The sequence below is a fragment of the Jiangella asiatica genome (assembly GCF_004349065.1).
In the GTDB taxonomy this organism is placed as follows: Bacteria; Actinomycetota; Actinomycetes; order Jiangellales; family Jiangellaceae; genus Jiangella; species Jiangella asiatica.
Map to the genome: position 1 here is coordinate 44,541 of NZ_SMKZ01000039.1, position 18,879 is coordinate 63,419.

Below are 18,879 nucleotides of genomic sequence, written 5' to 3' on the forward strand. Positions count from 1 at the left end.
GACGATGACTGCCGTGGACCTCCGCACGCCGGGTGTCAGCACCGACGAACCGACCACCGGCGGCACGACGCTGCCGCCGCCGGTTCCGCCGGGGAGCCCGGAGGAGCCCCGTCGCAGCCTGGTGATGCTCCGGACATCGGACATCTTCGCCCTCGTCGGCGCGGCGGCCGCCGCGCTGGCGATCACCTTCCTGCTCTTCACCCAGTTGCTGCCGTTCGATGGCGCCATCGGATTCGTCGTCATCGTGTACATGCTGTTCCTCGCCATCTACGCGCTCCTCGTCTCGCTGGACGAGAACGGCCCCGCCGTTCGGGACAAGGTGGCGGCGGTGGCGATTCACGGGCTCGCGCTGCTGATGGGCGGCGGCCTGGTCTTCGTGGTGCTCTACGCCATCGGCCGCGGGCTCGAGGCACTGCCCTACCTGAACTTCTACGTCGAGGACCTGCGCGTCACCGGGCCGCTCGATCCTCTTGACCTGGGCGGCATCATCCACGGCATCGCGGGCACGCTGATCATGATCTCGATCGCGCTGGCCATCACCATCCCGCTGGGCATCGTCTGCGCGGTGTTCCTCAACGAGATTCCCGGGCGGTTCAGCCGGCTGGTCCGCACCGTTTCCGAGGCGATGACAGCGTTGCCGTCCATCATCGCCGGGCTCTTCATCTACGCCACCTGGATCATGGCGCTCGGGTTCGACCAGTCCGGCCTGGCGGCGGGCCTCGCCATCACCGTCATGATGTTGCCCATCGTCATCCGGGCCTCCGACGTGGTCCTGCGGCTGGTGCCCGGCACGCTGAAGGAGGCGTCGTACGCGGTCGGCGCCGGGCAGTGGCGCACGGTCTGGCACGTCACCTTGCCGACCGCGCGCTCGGGGCTCATGACGTCGATCATCCTGGGCACCGCGCGTGGCATCGGTGAGACGTCGCCGGTGCTGCTGACCGCCGGCTACACGGCGGCGATCAATCTCGACCCGCTGAGCGGCCCGATGGTATCGCTGCCGCTGCTTGTCTTCGAGCTGGTCAAGAACCCACAGCCGGACATGATCGCTCGCGGTTTCGGCACCGCGGCGGTGCTCATGGTGCTGGTGCTGCTGCTCTTCGCGCTGGGCCGGGCGATCGGTGGCCGCGGGCCGGGCCAGCTCACCCGTCGTCAACAGCACCGCCGAGTCCTGGCGTCACGCCGCGACGCGGAACGGTTCCGATCCCGCGAGGCCGCGCGGCCACGGTTCGCGACGAACGAGGAAGGAAACACCCGATGACCCCGACATCTCCGCGCTGGACAGTACTGCGTTGGGTCGGCGGCCTCCTGGCTATCGCGCTGATCGCACAGGCCGTGATCACCGGCGCCGCGCGGGAGGCATCGGCGGCGAGCTTCGTCCGGGTCTCGGGTTCCGGGTCCACCTGGAGTTCCAACGCCGTCGACGCCTGGCGAGCCAACGTCGAACAACAGGGCATGCGTATCAACTTCTCGGCGAACGGCTCGTCCCAGGGCCGCACCCAGTTCAAGGAGGGCACGGTCGACTTCGCCGTGTCGGAGATCCCGTACGGTCTGCGCGACGGCAACGTGGTCGACGAGCCCCCGAGCCGTGGCTACGCGTACATGCCGATCGTGGCTGGTGGCACGGCGTTCATGTACAACCTGTCGATCGGCGGCCAGCGGGTGACCAACCTCCGGCTGTCAGGAGACGTCATCGCGAACATCTTCACCGGCCAGATCACGCACTGGAACGACCCGGCCATCGCCGCCGACAACCCGCAGCTGACGCTCCCGGCCATCCGGATCGTTCCCGTGGTCCGCTCCGACGGTTCCGGTACGTCGGCGCAGTTCACGGCGTGGATGCTCGACCAGCACCCGAACATCTGGGGCGCCTTCTGCGACCAGGCGGGCATGGACCCGTGCACGCAGACCTCCAGCTACCCGACCCTGCCCGGCTTGGGTTTCATCGGCCAGGCCACGTCCAACGGCGTGGCCGGCTACGTGGCACGCGCGGAGGGTGCCATCACCTATGTGGAGTACTCCTACGCGCTGCAGTCGGGCTTCCCGGTGGCGAAGGTGCGCAACGCCTCGGACTACTACATCGAACCGACGGATTATGCCGTCGCGGTGGGCCTGCTCGGAGCTCAGATCAACAACAATCCCGCCTCGGCTGACTACCTGACGCAGAACCTCGACAACGTCTACCGCAACCAGGACCCACGGGCGTATCCGCTGTCTTCCTACTCCTACATGATCCTGCCCACGGAGCTCGAGAGCGGGTTCTCCGAAGACAAGGGCCACACGCTGGGTTCGTTCGCCTACTACTTCCTGTGCGAGGGCCAACAACTGGCCGGGCCCCTGGGCTACTCACCGTTGCCGATCAACCTGGTCCAGGCCGGCTTCGACCAGGTGCGCAAGATTCCCGGCGTCCAGGCGCAGAACATCGACATCGCCGGGTGCAACAACCCTACGTTCTGGCCGGACGGCACCAACACGCTGGTCATCAATGCGCCGCAGCCGCCGGCCTGCGACGCGGTCGGCCCGACCCAATGCAGCACCGGCACCGGTGGTGACGACGACCCGACGCCGCCGAACCCGCCCGGCGGCGGTGGCGGTGACGAAGGCGGCGGCGGAACCGACGGCGGCGGAACCGACGGCGGCGACGGTGGTGGTGGGACCGACGGCGGTGGTGGGACCGACGGCGGAACGGCCAGCGGCACGGATGGCGGCGGAACCGCGAGCGGCACGGACACCGGAACCGATACCGGCACCGCCAGCGGCACCGACGCCGGAACCGACACAGGAACCGACACAGGCACGGCGTCCGGAACCGACACCGGGACCGACACCGGCACGGACGCGGGAACCGACACCGGAGCACCGATCATCGACCCGGAGACCGGCGAGATCGTCGGCGGCGACGGGACGGGCACGGACGGCGGCAGCCAGAACGTGGCGGCCGTACCGGTCTCGCTCCAGGCATCGTCGGGCTGGAGCTTCCAGCATTCCCTGATGGTGCTGGCCGGTGCACTGCTACTCGGCGTGGTGATCTGCCCGCCTGTCATATCCCGGGTCCTCGGGAACCGTCACGAATCCTCTGGGAGGACGTCATGATCATCTCGCCCGCCCTGCGGATCAGAGCGGTGTCGGCCGCGCTGGCGCTCATCGCCGGCGTGGGTCTACTGGCCTACGAACCGGCCGCCCAGCCGGCCGGCGCCGCCGAGAGTGACCTGACCGCCTCGGCGGTGACGCTGAGTTGGTCGGACGGCGTCACCGGCGCCGACAACTCGACGGTGGTCGAGGAGCGCGATCCGGACCACTACCTGTACGACGACTTCGACGGCCTGGAGGTCACCGTCTCGCAGACCGAGGACATCCGGTCGCAAGGGCTGGATGTCACCTGGTCGGGCTGGGACCCGACACCGGGCTCCTCGTCGTTCTACGCCGGCAACTTCCTGCAGATGATGCAGTGCTGGGGCGACGAGGAGACCGGCCCCCTGCCGGAGAACTGCGTGTGGGGCGCGTTCGGACTGTCGGTCGGTGGACTCGAGTCGACGGTTGGTGACCGCAGGGTGCACAGCGACGACCCACTGCGTGCGGAGGCGCCGGCGCACTACGACGACCCCGATCTCGCGGATCCGTCCGTGCCGTTCCGACCTGTCGACGAGGAGTTGATCTATTACAACGACCTCGGCACCGTCTTCGACCGGTGGACCACCAACGAGGTGCGGGCCGCCCGGACGAACGACGCCGGTGGCGGTGAGGCCATCTTCGCCGTCCACGACGCGTTCGACGCGCCCCATCTCGGATGCGGAAGCCCGGTGGAAGGCACGGACGGATCTGTCGACGGACGGGACTGCTGGCTGGTCATCGTGCCCCACGGCGTCCATCAGCTCGACGGGACTCCGGTCGTGGCGGGGACGCAGCCTCTGAACTGGGCCAACGGGGCGCCGCTGACCCCGACCCTGTGGAGCCAGCGGATGCAGGTCCGTCTCGATTTCGCGCCGGTGGACGGGACCTGCCCAGTGGGTGCCGCGCAGCGGGCGACCGTGGGGTCGGAGCTGATGGCCGAGGCCATCTCGTCATGGCAACCGGGGCTGTGCGCCGACGACGGTGCGTCTTACTCGTACATTCCGACATCGGACGCCGAAGGTCGTCGGCAGGTGGCGCTGGACAGCCCGGTGGCGCCCGGGATGGCGTTCACGTACGCGCCGGTCGTGACGGGTGAGACGGGCCCGCCGGTGCTGCACGCGCCGGTGGCCGCGTCCGGTGTGGCCATCGCGTTCAACATCGAACAGCGCGACGGCACCGTCGTCCGCGATCTCAGGCTCACCCCGCGGCTGGTGGCGAAGCTGCTCACCCAGAGCTACCGGGTCGACGTGCCCGGCGGGTACGAAGCGTTCGACGGGCTCCCCGAGGCCGAACGGCCCGTATGGGCGATGGACAATCCTTCGGACATCAGTCGCGATCCCGAATTCCAGGAGCTCAACCCCGATGCGCCGGCCAAGTCGCTTGGGTTTCCAGGCGGCAACGTGCTGTGGGTGCCGGGTCCGAACCCGGCCGACGCGCTGCGCGAACTGTGGCGCTGGGTGCTGTCCGACGACGAGGCGGTCGCGTGGCTCTCCGGTGAGCCGGACGAGCACGGCATGGTGGTCAACCCGTACATCCAGGAACTCGGACTCGACGAGTCGGCAGCTCCGGACACCGTCCCGCGTGATGTGCAGACGTGTTATCGCGACAACGAGACCGTCCCGGAACCCGGGTACTGCTCGCTGGACCTGCTTCCGTACGCGACCCGGTTCGCGGATGCCGCGGCACAGGCCAGGGCCGGGCGGAGCGGGTCCAAGACGGGCTGGGATCCCACTGCCTCCAACCCCACGGGTGGTACGGGTTGGTGGGCGGAGACCGAGCGGCAGCAGCCGGGTCAACGGTGGCAGCTGGCCGTCACCGACACCGCGTCGGCCGAGCGGTACGGCCTCCCGGTGGCTAGCCTGCGCAACGCCGCCGGCGAGTTCGTCGCGCCGACCGATGCCGGCCTGACCGCGGGTGTCGAGGCCATGGTGTCAACCGAGGTGGACGGCGTGATGCAGATCGATCCCGAGACCGACGATCCCGAAGCCTATCCGCTCGCCATGGTGACGTATGCGGCCGTCCGCGAGGAGCAGGACGAGGAGGCGCTGGCCGACTACTCGGCCTTCCTCACCTATGCGGCCGGTCCGGGCCAGACGCCGGGGCTGGCGGCGGGCCAGCTGCCGCTCGGCTATGTCCCGCTGAGCGAGGAGCTGCGCGCGCAGACGCTGGCCGTCGCCGAGGACCTGGTGACAGAGGGCGAGCGGAACGAACCACCCCGTCTGATCCCGCCCGGAGCGGGTGAGGACGAGGACCCGGGTGACGAGGGTTCGACGGGTGGAGGCGACGAGGGCGGCGCGGACGACGGCGGCGACGACGGTGGTGACGAGTCCGGCGGCGGACCGGACGGAACGGCGGCCGAGGACGGCCTGCCTGGGGGTGGCTCCGAGGCACCGAACCCCGCCGCCATCTCGCCGGGCGGCGATGAGGCGGCCGACGATGACGCCGCTCTCCCGCCCGCTGACGGAGCGGCGGGCAGCGGCACCGACGACGGCGTGCCGCCCGCGGTCGAGGACGCCGGCAATCCGGTCGCCCAGAGCACGCCCGGGGAACCGGTCGGCCCAATGCAGTACGCCCTGCTCGTCGTCCTGATCGTCGGCCTGCTGGGGGCGACGGCCGGTCCTGCCCTGCTGAAGCTGGGGCCCCGCCACGCATAGTCAGCGCCCGTCACCGTGCGTTTACTGAATGACGACAAGAAGACAGATGGATCTTTACTCCATATCTATAGATTGTCTCAATGTAGTCGTGAAGACTGAAGTCACCTCCAAACAGGAGGGTCCAAACTTCCCGAGTCCTGAAAGGGGACACACATGAAGGTCAATGCCTTCGGGAAGACCGCAGCTTTCGGGCTGGGAGCCGGTGTGCTGGCGCTCGGCGCGCTCAGCATGCCGGCTCAGGCCGACCCGCCGCCGGCCGGCAGCCTGCCGGGTGCCGGTTCGGACACGACGATGGACGTGATGCAGGGCATCGCGGTCGAGTCCGGCGGCCTGATGGAGTCGTGGCACGCCACCGTCGGCGGCGTCGTGCACGACGACATCACGGTCAAGGGCAACACGGTGACCCGGCCGAACGGCTCCAGCGAGGGCCGCGACGCCCTGCGCCGATCCCTGGGCGAGAACGTGACCACGTCGTGGGCGACGAACCCGGTGCCGGTGGGTTCGGACACCTTCGACTGGGCCCGCTCGTCCAGCCCGCCGCCGGACGCCCAGATCAGCCCGGCCGGTGACCTGGCGTACGTGGCGTTCGCGCTGGACGCGGTGACCTACGCCACCGGTCCGAACAGCCCGCTGCCGCAGAGCTTCACGCTGGCGCAGCTGCAGACGATGTACCGCGATGGTGGCTCGGTCACCGTGGGCGGTGTCACCTACACGCCGGACGAGAACATCACCCTGCTCATCCCGCAGTCCGGTTCGGGTACCCGTGCGTTCTGGGCCAGCACCATGGAGATCGACGCGATCAACCCGCCGGCGTGGGTGCACGACACCCTCGACGGTCAGCCGGTGCAGGAGCACGACGGCACGGTGCTCGAGACCAACCTCGACGCCATCGCGCCGTTCTCCATCGCCCAGTACATCGCGCAGTCCAACGGCGTGGCCCCGGACCGGCGGCACAACGCCGAGCTCATGTCCATCGACGGCGTCGACCCCACCGTCGCGCACCCGGTCTCCGGTGACCAGATCCTGAACGAGAACTTCCCGGTCACCCGCCAGGTCTACAACATCGTCGCCTCGGCCGACGTCGGCGCTGCGACCACGGACGTCAGCAACCCCGTCATCGGTGACGGCGCCGACGTCCTCGTCGAAGTGGCCTTCGAGGGCAACACGTCGGAGGTGTGCACCTCGCTGACCGACACCCCGGACGGCACGGTCAGCACGATCGAGCTGTACGGGTTCGCCCAGATCGACAACTGCGGCGACACCTCGCTGCGGGCCTACCCCAACGTCGTCGGCTGACCATCCCCGTCAGATGACGTCACCACCGCGTGGCCGGGCGCGTTCACAGCGCGCCCGGCCATCCGGCCGTACCCGATCCGCCATACACCCCGACCCCTCGAAGGAGCTTTCGATGACGAGCAGGATGGCCACCCGGCTCAGTGCCTGGTGGGCGATAGCTGCGGCACTGGTGCTGGTGACGGCCATCGTCATCACCGGCGCGACAGTGTCGGCGCAGGCGCAGCAGGACCCGCTGCCGACCATGACCGCCACTCCGGAAACCGACACGAGGCCTAGCACCAGCATCGGCAGTTGGGCGACGCTCATTCCGGACGGGCAGTGTCCGGCGGAGTCGCCGAACATGTCGGCATGGGTGATCCGGGATCCGGCCGACCGCACCATTGCCGGAAACGGCGGCTTAGGGGGCCAATTCGCGAGAAGTATCAATGGAAGCCCCTTCAACACGCTGGGCTGGACGCCGTCGACAGTGCCGACCGCTATCGGCGCCTACGAGATCCTCGCGTTCTGCTATTCGGGATTCTCGCCGTCGGACACGAACGCGATCCCGTCCTTCTCGGCCTGGCTGACGTTCAACGCCACGCATTGGTGGATCACTCCGGAGCCGCGGACCGCCGAGACGACGGCGATCGAGATCGAGGTCGCGGCCGACGGCGAGCCGGTCACCTCCGTCCCGGCCGGCGCCGACGTCGAGATCACGGCGACCATGGAGCCGGCGGAGGCCGAGGGCTCGGTCGAGTTCTTCGACGCGAACCCCGACAACCAGGATGAGCCGCTGTCGCTGGGCGACGCCGACGTCGAGGACGGCACCGCCACGCTCACCTGGAGCGACCTGGCGGCCGGAGATTACGTCCTGACGGCGGCGTTCACACCGGACGACCCGGACGCGTTCGAGCCGTCCGCCACGACGGGCGTCGGTGTTCCGCTGACGGTGGTGGCACCCGAGGCGGAGTCCACGACGACCACCTTGACGGTGGCACCGGACAGCCCGGTGGACCCGGGCACCGAGGTCACGCTGACAGCTGAGATCGATCCGTCCGCGGCCGTCGGTGACGTGCAGTTCCGCGTCGGTACCGACGCGATCGGGGAGCCCATCCCGGTCGAGGAGGGTGTCGCGGTGCTGACCACGACCGAGCTGCGCGAGGGCCAGCTCTCCCTGACCGCGTCATTCACCCCCGACGACCCCGAGGCGTTCACCTCGTCCACGTCGACGCCGGTGATCTACACCGTAGGCGAGGCGGGTCCGCACGTGGTCGCTGTGGACGCCGACGGCAACGAGCTGGGTGAGAACCCGGAGCTGCAGGACGGGCAGGTCGTGACCCTGACCGCACCCGGCTTCCAGGCCGAGGAAGAGGTCACCATCGCCCTCGACCCCACCAGCGAGGCGCCCCAGGAGCTCGGCACGGTGGCCGCTGACGACGAAGGGGCGGCCACGACCGAGTTCACCGCCAGCAACCTCGAACCGGGTCAGCACCAGCTGGACTTCGTCGGCGCCGACCAGACGCTCACCTGGGAGTTCCAGATGGCAGGCGAGGACGGCGAGGAGGACGGCACCGAGGACGGGACCGACGATGGCACCGAGGACGGGACCGAGGACGGCGGCGACGAGACCGGCGCGGTCGACGGGTCCGCCGACGGAACCGCCGACGGTACGGCGAGCGGCGGCGCAGTCGGCGGTGCGAGCAACCCGTCCGGGAGCCTCGCGCAGACCGGTGTGTTCCTCATCGGCCCGGCCATCCTGCTCGGTCTGGCCGCCGTGAGCGCCGGCTACGGCTTCGTCCGCCGCAGCAAGCGCGACGAGCTGCTGACCTTCGACGACCAGTCGACGACCTGATCGGGCCGGGACGGCGGAGATGAAGACCACGTCACTGAGGCGGGCCGCGGCCCTCGGGCTGGCCACCGCCGCGCTGCTGGCTGGCGGCCTGGGCTGTCCCGCCCAGGCCGAACCGCTCTCGGTGACCGACACCCCGGACGGCACGGTGAGCACGATCGAGCTGTTCGGCTTCGCCCAGATCGACGACTGCGGCGATACCTCGCTGCGGGCCTACCCCAACGGCTGACCGTGACCGGCACGTCGAAAGAGCTGTGAATGACCACACTGCTGCCGCCAGGCACCACCGACCGGACCGAGCCGGCCGACCCCGGATCGGTCCGCGGCGGCGCGCCGGAGCGCGAGCGCGTGCCGCCGGTCGCCGCGCCGCCGCCCTCCGTCCCCGGTGACCCGCCCGGGGGCGGAGAGAGCGGCGGGCGCGGTGGCACGCCGTCGCCGGCGAAGGGAGGCCAGCGCAAGCGCACCCGCATACCCGCCGCCAGTACCTACGTGCCGGCGGTGGCGCTGCAGATCCTGGCCGTCGTGCTGCTGGGCTTCATCGTGCACGTCGTGCTGCTGTCGCAGCTCCAGCACACCCGCGACCAGCAGACGGCGTACGCGGACTTCCGGGCCGACCTCGCCAACGCGGTGGCGCCGGTGGGCCAGCTTGCGCCCCCGGAGCTGCCCGAGCCGGGCCCCGTCGGGGAGGAGCAGGACGAGGAGGAGCCGGACCGGCTGATGGCTCTCGGCACCCCAGTGGCGGTGCTGGAGATCCCCGCGCTCGGCCTCTCCGAGGTGGTCTTCGAGGGCACCACGTCCGACGTGATGCGTTCCGGGCCCGGACACCGGCGCGACACCGTGCTGCCCGGCCAGGAGGGCACCAGCGTGATCATGGGCCGGCAGACCACCTACGGCGGGCCGTTCGGCCGCATCCACACGCTGCAGCCCGGCGACCAGATCACCGTCGTCACCGGGCAGGGCGAGCACCTGTACCGGGTGATCGGCGTCCGCCGCGAAGGCGACCCGCTGCTGCCGCCGGCCGAGGACGGCGAGGGCCGGCTGACACTGGTGACCGCCGACGGGCGGCCGTTGATGCCGTCGGGCGTGCTCCGGGTCGACGCCGAGCTGGTCTCCGATCCGCATCCGGCGCCGCCCCGAGTGCTCGGCTCGGCCAGCCTGTCCGAGGCCGAGCAGACCATGGCCGCCGACGACGGGGCCTGGTACCCGCTGGTGCTGCTCGGCGAGGCGCTGGTGCTGGCGGTGGCCGGGGTCGTCTGGACGCGCCTGCGGCTGGGCCGATGGCAGGCCTGGGTGGTCGGCATCCCGGTCCTGGCCGCGATAGGCCTGACCACCGCCGACCAGATAGCCCGGCTGCTCCCCAACCTGCTGTGACACACCACGAGTGAGGGACACGATCCATGAGCGCTGTGACCGACCACACCACCACCCTCCCGGCCGCGGGCCCGTCGACGAACGGCGCGTCGGCGAGCGACCGGTCGACCCTGGCCGGACTGGACGCGCGGTCGATCTCGGCCTGGTTCGGCACGCACAAGGTGCTCGACCGGGTGTCGCTGACCATGCACGCGGGTGAGGTGACGGCGCTGATCGGCCCGTCCGGGTGCGGCAAGTCCACGTTCCTGCGGATCCTCAACCGCATGCACGAGCTGATCCCCTCGGCGTCGCTGGCCGGTGAGGTACTGCTGGACGGGCAGGACATCTACGCGGCGAACCGCCGCCTGACCGACGCCCGCCGCCAGATCGGGATGGTGTTCCAGAAGCCGAATCCGTTCCCGGCGATGTCGATCTACGACAACGTCGTGGCCGGGCTCAAGCTGACCGGCCTGCGGGCGTCGCGCCGGGAGAAGGACGACCTGGTGGAGTCCTGCCTGACCAAGGCGGGGCTGTGGAAGGAGGTCCGCGACCGCATCCGCCAGCCCGGCGGCGCCTTGTCCGGTGGGCAGCAGCAGCGCCTGTGCATCGCCCGGTCGCTCGCCATCAAGCCGCGGGTGCTGCTCATGGACGAGCCGTGCTCCGCGCTGGACCCCACGTCGACGCGGCGCATCGAGGAGACCATCGCCGAGCTGGTGTCCGAGGTGACCATCGTCATCGTCACGCACAACATGCAGCAGGCCGCCCGCGTCTCCGACCGGTGCGCGTTCTTCCTCGCCTCGCACAGCACACCGGGTGTCATCGTCGAGCACGGTCCCACGTCGGTCATGTTCGAGAACCCGCAGGACGAGCGGACCAGCGACTACGTGCACGGGCGGTTCGGGTGAGCGGGCGCGCCCCGACCGCGCTCGCGATGCTGGCGGTGCTCGCCGTCGCCGGCGCGGTGGCCGTCATGTCCCGCGCCGTGCCCGGGCCGCAGCCAGCGGCGCCGCTGCCGCCGGCCCCGGTCGGGGATCGCCCGGACGACCCGACGACGGTCTCGCCGGTGTGGGCCGACGCCGTGGCCGAGCGCACCGGCATCCCCGGCCGCGCCCTCGTCGCCTACGCCGCCGCCACCCTGCGGCTGGACGCCGAGCAGCCCGGCTGCCGGCTGGGCTGGCCGACGCTGGCCGCCATCGGCGCCGTCGAGTCCGCGCACGGCACGTACGGCGGCACCCACGTCGAGCCCGACGGGCGCACCGCCGAGCCGATCACCGGGATTCCACTCGACGGCAGCGAAGGCGTCGCGGCCATCGAGGACAGTGACGACGGCGAGCTGGACGGCGACGACGCCTGGGACCGCGCCGTCGGCCCGATGCAGTTCATCCCGTCGACCTGGCGGCAGTGGTCCGCCGACGGCAACGGCGACGGTCGCGCCGACGTGCACAACCTCGACGACGTGGCGCTGGCCGCGGGCCGGTACCTGTGTGCCAGCGGCGGCGACCTCAGCGATGGCACGAACTGGCGGCAGGCGGTGCTCTCGTACAACCGCTCTGCCGAGTACGCGACCACGGTCCTCGACACCGCGAACGACTACGCGCGGGCCAGCAAGGGGTGACACGCGTGACCGTCGACGACCTCGCCCGCCGGCCGGCCGTACCGCGCGGCACCGTCCTCGGCGGCCGGTACGAGCTGGGCGAGCAGCTGGGCGCGGGTGGGTTCGCGACGGTGTACGCCGGCCGCGACACGCGGCTGGGCCGGCCGGTCGCGATCAAGGTGCTGCGCCCGGACCTGGCCGCCGACGCCGGCGCACAGGCCGAGTTCCAGGTCGAGGCGGCGGCAGCGGCGATGCTCACCCACCCCGGCATCGTCGTCGTCCACGACGTGGGCGCTGACGACGTCGTGGGCGAGGCGGGCGCGGCGCCCCTCGCGTGGATCGCGATGGAGCGGGTGCGCGGCCGGACGCTGCGCGAGGTGATGGCCGACGGTCCGGCCGACCTGCGCACCGCCCTCCACGTGACCGGTGAGGTGCTGGCCGCGCTCGAGCATGCCCATCGGCACGGGATCGTGCACCGCGACATCAGCCCCGGCAACGTGATGATCACCGACGACGGCACGGTGAAGGTCCTCGACTTCGGCCTGGCCGTGGCGCCGGCGACCGCCCCGGACGATGCTCGCGCCGACGTCGTGCGCGGCAGCGTCGCCTACGTGTCGCCGGAACAGGCCCAGGGCTTGCCCGCCGATCACCGCAGCGACCTGTACTCCACCGGTTGCCTGCTGTTCGCGCTGGTCACTGGCGCGCCCCCCTACCTGGCGGCGACGGTGGGCGAGGTGGCGACGATGCACGTGACCGCGCCGGTGCCGGCGGCCTCGCAGCGCCGTCCGGAGGTCCCCGCCGCTGTCGATGCTCTGCTCGCGTCGGCGCTGGCCAAGGAGCCATCGGCGCGGCCCGCGTCGGCCGCGGCGATGCGTGCCGAGGTTCGCCAGGTCGCGGACGGCCTCGGCGCCGATGACGGCCGGACGACGGTGATCCCGCGGGTCTCGACGACGACGGCGTTCGTGCCGGTCCCCGAGGCGCGCCGGGTGGCCGAGCGCCGCCGGTACGAGCCGCCGCGCATCGTGCCCGCGCAGCCGCTGGTGGAGCCGTGGGCGCCGCCGCCGTCCGGTGCGGAGCGCTCGGGGGCATGGTCGGTGACGCTGGTCCTGACCGCGCTGGCCGGGGTCGTGGCCCTGGTGCTCTGGCTGCTGGCCGGCCGGGGGGAGGAACCGTTGGCGACGGTGACCGTTCCGGACGTGACCGGCCAGACCGCCCAGGCGGCCCGGCAGACGCTCGACGCGGCCGGGATGCGCGACGGCAGCATCCGCACCGAGCCACACGACTCGGTCCCGGCCGGCCAGGTGATACGGACCGACCCGGCCGCCGGCCGGTCGGTGCCGGCCGACACCGCCGTGCTCCTGCTCGTCTCCGGCGGCCCCGAGGCGGCGCCGGTCGTCGCGGTGCCGCAGTTGGAGGGCGCCACCCTTGCCGAGGCCCGCGACCTGCTGGACCGGACCGGGCTGGTCCTCGGCGAACTGCGGCGCCGGGACTCGGCCCGGCCCGCCGACACCGTCCTGGTCAGCGGGCCCGCCGTGGGCGCGAGCGTGCAGCCGGGCGCCGTCGTGACCCTCACCCTGGCCAGCGGCAACCAGGTGGTCCCCGCCGTCGTCGGCCAGGACGTCGGCGTGGCCCGGGCCGGCATCCAGGACGCTGGGTTCCAGGTCGCCGAGACACCGGCCGAGAGCGACGAGCCCGCCGGAACCGTGCTGGCCGTCCAGCCCGCGGCCGGGGCGAGCCTGCGGCTGGGTTCGACCGTGACGCTTGTCGTGGCGACCGGCGCGTCGCCGACCGCTGACCCCGGCGGCGAGCCGGACCCGTCGCCGTCGACGCCGGAGCCGACCGGGCCCAGCCCGACACCCACGCCCACCGGTCCGTCGATCGCGCCGCCCGAGACCAACCCGTCCGAGCCGACCGACTGGTCCGATGTCGGCGACCCGTCCGCCCCGCCCGGAGGTGACCTCACATGAGCCGTGGACTCAGCGCCGTGCTGGTGCTCCTGGCGGCCGCCGCGGCCGTCGGCTTCTACCTCACCGCTGGCCAGAACCCGGAGCCGCCTCCCGGTCCGGGCGCGGTCGAGCCGGTGGAGGTGCTGACGGCGGAGGCTCCGGCCGCGCCGGTGCCGGAGCCGTTGACGCAGCCACCAGCGGCGAGCGACGCGCCGGCGTCGTCGGACGCGGTGGACGGCGCGCCGGGTGAGCAGCGACCGTCGGCGGCACCGACCGCCGCACCAGCGCCGGCGGCAACGCCGGGCGAGCCGGCGGGTACGCCGTCGTCGCCGGCCCAGCCGCCGGCGCCGCGCACGTCGCAGCTCTACCTCACCGCGCCCGGGCTGACCGATCCGGGCACGACGGAAATGTTCACCGCGACCTGGGTCGACGCCGAGGGCTACGGCTTGGACGGCGTCGTCGAGCTGCAGCGCGCCGAGGGCGCCACCTGGGTGCCGGTGGCCGAGCTGACCACCGAGGTCGGCCGCGCCAGCACGAGCGTCACCGTGGCCGCGTCGGCCGTCTACCGGCTGGCGTTCCGCGGCAGCGACGAGCTCGACCCGCAGGTCTCCGCCGAGGTCGCCGTCATCGCGGAGACCCGGCTCGAGTCCGCCGTCACCGTCACCGCGACGCCGCAGAGCGTACCGGCCGGCGACGCCGTCGACGTCGCGGTGACCTGGCGCAATGCCGACGACGTGCCGATCATCGGCGACCTGCAGGTCCAGGAGCTGCGGGACGGGTCGTGGGTGACGGTGACCACCGTGACGACCGGCTCCGACGGCGTCGCCGCAACCGCGGTGACGCCACCGGCGACGAGGGAGTACCGCGCGGTCTACCCCGGCGGGACCCGGTACCTGCCGGTGACCAGCGACCCTGTCACGGTGACGGCCATCGCGGCGGCGACGATCCCGGTCAGCCGGTGCGCGACGCAGGCCGACGTCGACGCGCTGCTGCCCGGTGTCGGCTGCCACTACACGTCCGTGAGCGCGGGCGTCTTCGTCGTCGGCCACGACTACCACGGCAACGCCTGGTGGAACGAGTTGCCCATGGGCGCCTACGTCGAGCTCACCGGCGAGCAGGCCGGACTCTACGAAGTGGTCGACCGGGTCATCGCGCCCGGCCGGGCCGGCGAGCTCGGACCGGCGTCGCAGTGGACCTGCGGCGAGCGGTGCGACGTCATCCTGCAGACCTGCGTCGGCGACAACACCGGCTTCACCTGGCTGCGCCGCCTGGACGCCGCGGCCGCTTGACGGTCGACATCGTCCGTTGGAGCGCCGATCGGGCCCGCCAGCGACGATGTGGACCGTCCGGCGCCGCCTGTTGTCCACAGATCGCGACCGGGGTTTTCGACGGCGTCGGGTGCGGGCGATAGTCGGGACGTGTCCTCCAGCCCGAGCACGATCCCGCGCGGTCGTGACAAGCTGGCCGGTTCGGCCGGGTGCTCGTGGCGAACCGGCCCCGGAGGGAGCCCGTCGCCTGGTGGCCAACGGACGACCCGTCCATCGGCCAGGACGGCCGGCTCATAGCGTGAATCCGCGCTCCACCGTCGAAATCGTCGTGCACGCCGCGGACCGGCACTCCGAGCGACGATTTCGGCCGTGCAGCCGGGCGATCGTCACCTTCTGTACGTCTCCACACAAGACAGAGGACGGGTCCATCAGTCACCATGGGGGCGTGATGGAACCCAAGCAGGAGCCGGCGGCCCGGCGGAGCGCACCTTTCAGCAGCGCCCGCCGGGTCGTTGCTCTGCTGGCCATCGTGGCCGGGTTGACCGCGGTCGGGCTGCTGGTCGTTCCGGTGGCGGTGCCCAATCTGACCGCCGCGATGGAGCGCAGCCCGCTCGTGCCCCTGATGGTCGCGATGTGCTGGGTCCTGGCGACGCTGTCGTCGGTGGCCGGCAAGCGGGTCATCTGCGCCGGCTACCTCGACTGGACCGGTACGGCGACGGCGCACGTGGGCGGCACGGTGGCCAACCGCGTGGTGCCCGCCGGCGTCGGCGCGGCCGGCGTGTTCGTCGCCGCCCTGCACCGCGGCGGCGCGACGACGACGGTGGCCGCGGGCGTGGTCGCGCTGTGGGCGGCCGCCGGCGGGCTGGCACACGGCGCTGGCCTGCTGCTCGGGCTCGCCTGGCTGCGTGAAGGCTGGTACGGCGTCCTCGCGGCCGTGGTGGCGCTGATCGTGCTGGCCATCGGGGTCCGGCTGATCGCCATCCGCATCGCCCGCGCCGTGCGCGAGGGACGCTGGAGCCCTCGGTGGCGCCTGCGCCGTCGGCCGCCGGAGTCCGACGCGGTAGGCGGCCGGATCGCGCGGCTGCGTTCGGCGGTGCGCGACATGGTCGCCGTCGTCCGGGCCCGGCCAGTGATGGCGTTGGCCGCCGTCGGCGCCCAGCTGGTGTCCACGCTGTGCCTGGCCGCGGGGTTCGCCGCCGCGGCGACCGGCCTCGGCGTGCCGGTGAACCTCGGCGTCGGCATGGCCGCATACCTCGCCGGCACCGCGCTGGCGGCCGCCATGCCCACCCCGGCCGGCATCGGCTCGGCCGAGACGGCGCTGGTGGGCGCGTTGATGCTGGCCGGCGCCGGGGTTGGCGAGGCGCTGCCGGCGGTGTTGCTGTTCCGGGCGGTGATCCTGCTGGCGCCCGTGGTGACGGCGACGGCGATGGGCGCGGCCTGGTTGACCCGGCGGGCCGCGCGGTGTGTCGGGAACGTCGCGGCCGGGCCTGGCCCTGTCGTCGAGGCCGTGGCCGCGCCGGAGCCCGACCCCGTCATTCCGGCGCCCTCGCGACCCGACGGAAGCTGAGCGCCACCGCGAACGCCAGCGCCGCGATCACCGCCGACGCCATGAACGCGTCGGTCATGGCGGCCATCACGACGTCGTGGCCGGCGGCGCCCGCGGCGGCCGCGTCCCGGCTGGCCGTACCGAACACCGTCACCAGGATCGCCAGCCCGAGCGTGCCGCCGGCCTGTTGCATCGTCTGCAGCACACCACCCGCGGCGCCGGTGTCGGCGGGCGGGACGCTGGTCGTGATCACGACGTTGAGCGGTGAGAACGCCAGGCCCATGCCGAGCCCATGATCAGCATCGGGACGAGCAGGCCGGTCGCGTAGCCACTCTCGACGCTCAGCCGGGTGAGCAGCAGGCGGACGGTGGACATCAGCGCGGTGCCGATGCTGGACCGCCTGTTCGACGTCATGCTCGAAGGTCTGCGCCCTACCCGCCCCGCGTGATCAAAGGATCGGGAGTTCGGCGCTGATGGTGGTGCCGCTGCCGGGAGGGCTGGCGATGTCGAGGCGTCCGTCGACGCCGGCGAGGCGGTCGGCGAGTCCGGCCAGGCCGTGGCCCTTGCCGAGGTGGGCGCCGCCTCGTCCGTCGTCGGTCACCTGGACGTGCAGGGTGTCGCCGACCCGCAGGACGGAGACCGCGCACTGCGACGCGCCGCTGTGCTTGGCGACGTTGGTGAGCGACTCGGTCACGACGAAGTAGGCGGCGTTCTCGATCGACGCGGGGAGCCGGTCGGCGACGACGTCGAGGGTGGTTGGTACCGGGCAGCGGGCGCCGGCGGCGGCGAGCGCGGCGGCCAGGCCGCGGTCGGTGAGGATGGGCGGTGCGATGCCGCGGGACACCGCCCGCAGCTCCTCCAGCGCCTCCTTGGTCTGGGTGACGGCGCCCTCCAGCAGCGGGCGGGCGGCCTCGGGGTCGTCGTCGAAGCGGCGCTGCGCGGACTCGAGGTCCATGGTGAGGCGGACCAGCCGCTGCTGCGGGCCGTCGTGGATGTCGCGCTCGACCCGTCGCAGCGTGTCCGCCTCGGCCTGGACGACGGCCTCGCGGCTGCGGCTGAGCTCCTCCGCGCGGGCCCGCAGCGTCGCCGTCTCGTTCGTCAGCAGCCCTCTCGCCAGCGACGCCTCGAGCGTGGCCAGCCCGCGCAGCACATGTGCCAGGAGCAGCGGGAGGCCGCGGAAGCCACCGCCGCCGGCGATGACCCACGCGAGCACGATGAGCGGCGTCATCCCGATCGTGAAACCGAGCCAGACGATGGTCGCGGACCAGGTGAACACCCGGACCGGCAGGATGAGCACGCAGAATCCCCAGTCGCGCCACGACTGCCGGTCGCGCAGGTACTCCACGACGTGCGACAGGCCGCGCCGTCGCGTGGACGTGTAGTACACCGGGCCGATCGGGCGACGCTCCATCCAGCCGACCCGCTTTCGCTCGATGGCGGCGAACCGCCTGGCCAGCAGCAGGGTGCCGGCCAGGATGGCGAAGCCGACGAAGGCGAGGACCGCCAGCCCGATGCCCAGCACCAGGCCGGTGATCATCGCGACGAAACCGGCGATGGCGATCGGCAGGCCGGGCAGCAGGTAGCCGAGGTCGCGCATGGTCTGCCGCGGGCTGGCGCCCGGGCGGTCGGCGTCGGTGGCGAGGTCCTGCTCGGTGGTCACGTCGTGCTCAGGGTCGGAATCGGGAGTTCGGCGCTGATGGTGGTGCCGCTGCCGGGAGGGCTGGCGATGTCGAGGCGTCCGTCGACGCCGGCGAGGCGGTCGGCGAGTCCGGCCAGGCCGTGGCCCTTGCCGAGGTGGGCGCCGCCTCGTCCGTCGTCGGTCACCTGGACGTGCAGGGTGTCGCCGACCCGCAGGACGGAGACCGCGCACTGCGACGCGCCGCTGTGCTTGGCGACGTTGGTGAGCGACTCGGTCACGACGAAGTAGGCGGCGTTCTCGATCGACGCGGGGAGCCGGTCGGCGACGACGTCGAGGGTGGTTGGTACCGGGCAGCGGGCGCCGGCGGCGGCGAGCGCGGCGGCCAGGCCGCGGTCGGTGAGGATGGGCGGTGCGATGCCGCGGGACACCGCCCGCAGCTCCTCCAGCGCCTCCTTGGTCTGGGTGACGGCGCCCTCCAGCAGCGGGCGGGCGGCCTCGGGGTCGTCGTCGAAGCGGCGCTGCGCGGACTCGAGGTCCATGGTGAGGCGGACCAGCCGCTGCTGCGGGCCGTCGTGGATGTCGCGCTCGACCCGTCGCAGCGTGTCCGCCTCGGCCTGGACGACGGCCTCGCGGCTGCGGCTGAGCTCCTC

Annotated in this window: 16 protein-coding genes; 12 read left to right on the plus strand and 4 right to left on the minus strand. The window is 72.2% G+C overall.

Annotation, left to right across the window (positions count from 1 at the left end; genetic code table 11):
- Positions 1 to 4 precede the first annotated feature (4 nt).
- The 12 genes from pstA to E1269_RS22730 all read left to right on the plus strand — a co-directional run bounded on the left by pstA (position 5) and on the right by E1269_RS22730 (position 16,611).
- Positions 5 to 1,258 carry a phosphate ABC transporter permease PstA gene (gene pstA / locus E1269_RS22675; protein ID WP_203433987.1) on the plus strand — a complete coding sequence of 418 codons (1,254 nt, stop codon included), beginning with the start codon at positions 5 to 7 and terminating at the stop codon, positions 1,256 to 1,258.
- Complete coding sequence (pstS, locus tag E1269_RS22680) at positions 1,255 to 3,090, plus strand: phosphate ABC transporter substrate-binding protein PstS (protein WP_131898817.1); 1,836 nt, start codon at positions 1,255 to 1,257, stop codon at positions 3,088 to 3,090. The genes pstA and pstS overlap by 4 nt, the downstream gene beginning before the upstream one ends.
- The gene (locus E1269_RS32460; RefSeq protein ID WP_162606575.1) at positions 3,087 to 5,762 is read left to right on the plus strand and encodes a hypothetical protein; all 2,676 of its coding nucleotides are present in this window, start codon (positions 3,087 to 3,089) and stop codon (positions 5,760 to 5,762) included. The genes pstS and E1269_RS32460 overlap by 4 nt, the downstream gene beginning before the upstream one ends.
- A gap of 153 nt (positions 5,763 to 5,915) precedes the next feature.
- Positions 5,916 to 7,058: a type 2 periplasmic-binding domain-containing protein gene (locus E1269_RS22690; protein ID WP_131898818.1), complete on the plus strand. Its 1,143-nt coding sequence runs from the start codon at positions 5,916 to 5,918 to the stop codon at positions 7,056 to 7,058.
- Positions 7,059 to 7,170: 112 nt separating this feature from the next.
- Positions 7,171 to 8,889, plus strand: coding sequence for an Ig-like domain-containing protein (locus E1269_RS22695; protein WP_162606576.1), 1,719 nt, complete (start codon positions 7,171 to 7,173; stop codon positions 8,887 to 8,889).
- A gap of 19 nt (positions 8,890 to 8,908) precedes the next feature.
- On the plus strand, positions 8,909 to 9,115 hold the full coding sequence (locus E1269_RS22700) for a hypothetical protein (RefSeq protein WP_131898822.1): 207 nt from the start codon (positions 8,909 to 8,911) through the stop codon (positions 9,113 to 9,115).
- Between the two features lie 29 nt (positions 9,116 to 9,144).
- On the plus strand, positions 9,145 to 10,257 hold the full coding sequence (locus E1269_RS22705) for a sortase (protein ID WP_203433988.1): 1,113 nt from the start codon (positions 9,145 to 9,147) through the stop codon (positions 10,255 to 10,257).
- Between the two features lie 26 nt (positions 10,258 to 10,283).
- Positions 10,284 to 11,141 carry a phosphate ABC transporter ATP-binding protein gene (locus E1269_RS22710; protein ID WP_131898824.1) on the plus strand — a complete coding sequence of 286 codons (858 nt, stop codon included), beginning with the start codon at positions 10,284 to 10,286 and terminating at the stop codon, positions 11,139 to 11,141.
- The gene (locus E1269_RS22715) at positions 11,138 to 11,851 is read left to right on the plus strand and encodes a lytic transglycosylase domain-containing protein (protein ID WP_203433989.1); all 714 of its coding nucleotides are present in this window, start codon (positions 11,138 to 11,140) and stop codon (positions 11,849 to 11,851) included. The genes E1269_RS22710 and E1269_RS22715 overlap by 4 nt, the downstream gene beginning before the upstream one ends.
- 5 nt (positions 11,852 to 11,856) lie before the next feature.
- A complete protein-coding gene (pknB, locus tag E1269_RS22720; protein WP_162606577.1) occupies positions 11,857 to 13,797 on the plus strand; it encodes a Stk1 family PASTA domain-containing Ser/Thr kinase in 1,941 nt (646 codons plus the stop codon).
- On the plus strand, positions 13,794 to 15,065 hold the full coding sequence (locus tag E1269_RS22725; RefSeq protein ID WP_131898828.1) for an Ig-like domain-containing protein: 1,272 nt from the start codon (positions 13,794 to 13,796) through the stop codon (positions 15,063 to 15,065). Before pknB ends, E1269_RS22725 begins: the two co-directional genes overlap by 4 nt.
- 427 nt (positions 15,066 to 15,492) lie before the next feature.
- A complete protein-coding gene (locus tag E1269_RS22730; protein ID WP_239001000.1) occupies positions 15,493 to 16,611 on the plus strand; it encodes a lysylphosphatidylglycerol synthase domain-containing protein in 1,119 nt (372 codons plus the stop codon).
- On the opposite strand, the gene E1269_RS22735 is transcribed toward E1269_RS22730, so the two are convergent.
- From E1269_RS22735 to E1269_RS22745, 4 genes are all read right to left on the minus strand, one after another.
- The gene (locus E1269_RS22735) at positions 16,577 to 16,873 is read right to left on the minus strand and encodes an MFS transporter (RefSeq protein WP_162606579.1); all 297 of its coding nucleotides are present in this window, start codon (positions 16,871 to 16,873) and stop codon (positions 16,577 to 16,579) included. The genes E1269_RS22730 and E1269_RS22735 overlap by 35 nt on opposite strands.
- Positions 16,840 to 17,004 (minus strand): hypothetical protein, encoded by a 165-nt coding sequence (locus E1269_RS32465; protein ID WP_162606580.1) that lies wholly within the window; start codon positions 17,002 to 17,004, stop codon positions 16,840 to 16,842. The genes E1269_RS22735 and E1269_RS32465 overlap by 34 nt, the downstream gene beginning before the upstream one ends.
- 34 nt (positions 17,005 to 17,038) lie before the next feature.
- Positions 17,039 to 18,250, minus strand: coding sequence for a sensor histidine kinase (locus E1269_RS22740; RefSeq protein ID WP_203433990.1), 1,212 nt, complete (start codon positions 18,248 to 18,250; stop codon positions 17,039 to 17,041).
- The coding region (locus E1269_RS22745) for a sensor histidine kinase (protein WP_239000999.1) at positions 18,247 to 18,879 on the minus strand (633 nt) is incomplete at its 5' end. The genes E1269_RS22745 and E1269_RS22740, both read right to left, overlap by 4 nt.

Excerpts from the sequence above, each read along its gene's own strand:
- pstA (WP_203433987.1), top strand. The coding sequence starts at position 5 with ATGACTGCCGTGGACCTCCGCACGCCGGGTGTCAGCACCGACGAACCG.
- pstS (WP_131898817.1), top strand. The coding sequence starts at position 1,255 with ATGACCCCGACATCTCCGCGCTGGACAGTACTGCGTTGGGTCGGCGGC.
- E1269_RS32460 (WP_162606575.1), top strand. The coding sequence starts at position 3,087 with ATGATCATCTCGCCCGCCCTGCGGATCAGAGCGGTGTCGGCCGCGCTG.
- E1269_RS22690 (WP_131898818.1), top strand. The coding sequence starts at position 5,916 with ATGAAGGTCAATGCCTTCGGGAAGACCGCAGCTTTCGGGCTGGGAGCC.
- E1269_RS22695 (WP_162606576.1), top strand. The coding sequence starts at position 7,171 with ATGACGAGCAGGATGGCCACCCGGCTCAGTGCCTGGTGGGCGATAGCT.
- E1269_RS22700 (WP_131898822.1), top strand. The coding sequence starts at position 8,909 with ATGAAGACCACGTCACTGAGGCGGGCCGCGGCCCTCGGGCTGGCCACC.
- E1269_RS22705 (WP_203433988.1), top strand. The coding sequence starts at position 9,145 with ATGACCACACTGCTGCCGCCAGGCACCACCGACCGGACCGAGCCGGCC.
- E1269_RS22710 (WP_131898824.1), top strand. The coding sequence starts at position 10,284 with ATGAGCGCTGTGACCGACCACACCACCACCCTCCCGGCCGCGGGCCCG.
- E1269_RS22725 (WP_131898828.1), top strand. The coding sequence starts at position 13,794 with ATGAGCCGTGGACTCAGCGCCGTGCTGGTGCTCCTGGCGGCCGCCGCG.
- E1269_RS22730 (WP_239001000.1), top strand. The coding sequence starts at position 15,493 with ATGGAACCCAAGCAGGAGCCGGCGGCCCGGCGGAGCGCACCTTTCAGC.
- E1269_RS22735 (WP_162606579.1), bottom strand. The coding sequence starts at position 16,873 with ATGGGCCTGGCGTTCTCACCGCTCAACGTCGTGATCACGACCAGCGTC.
- E1269_RS32465 (WP_162606580.1), bottom strand. The coding sequence starts at position 17,004 with ATGACGTCGAACAGGCGGTCCAGCATCGGCACCGCGCTGATGTCCACC.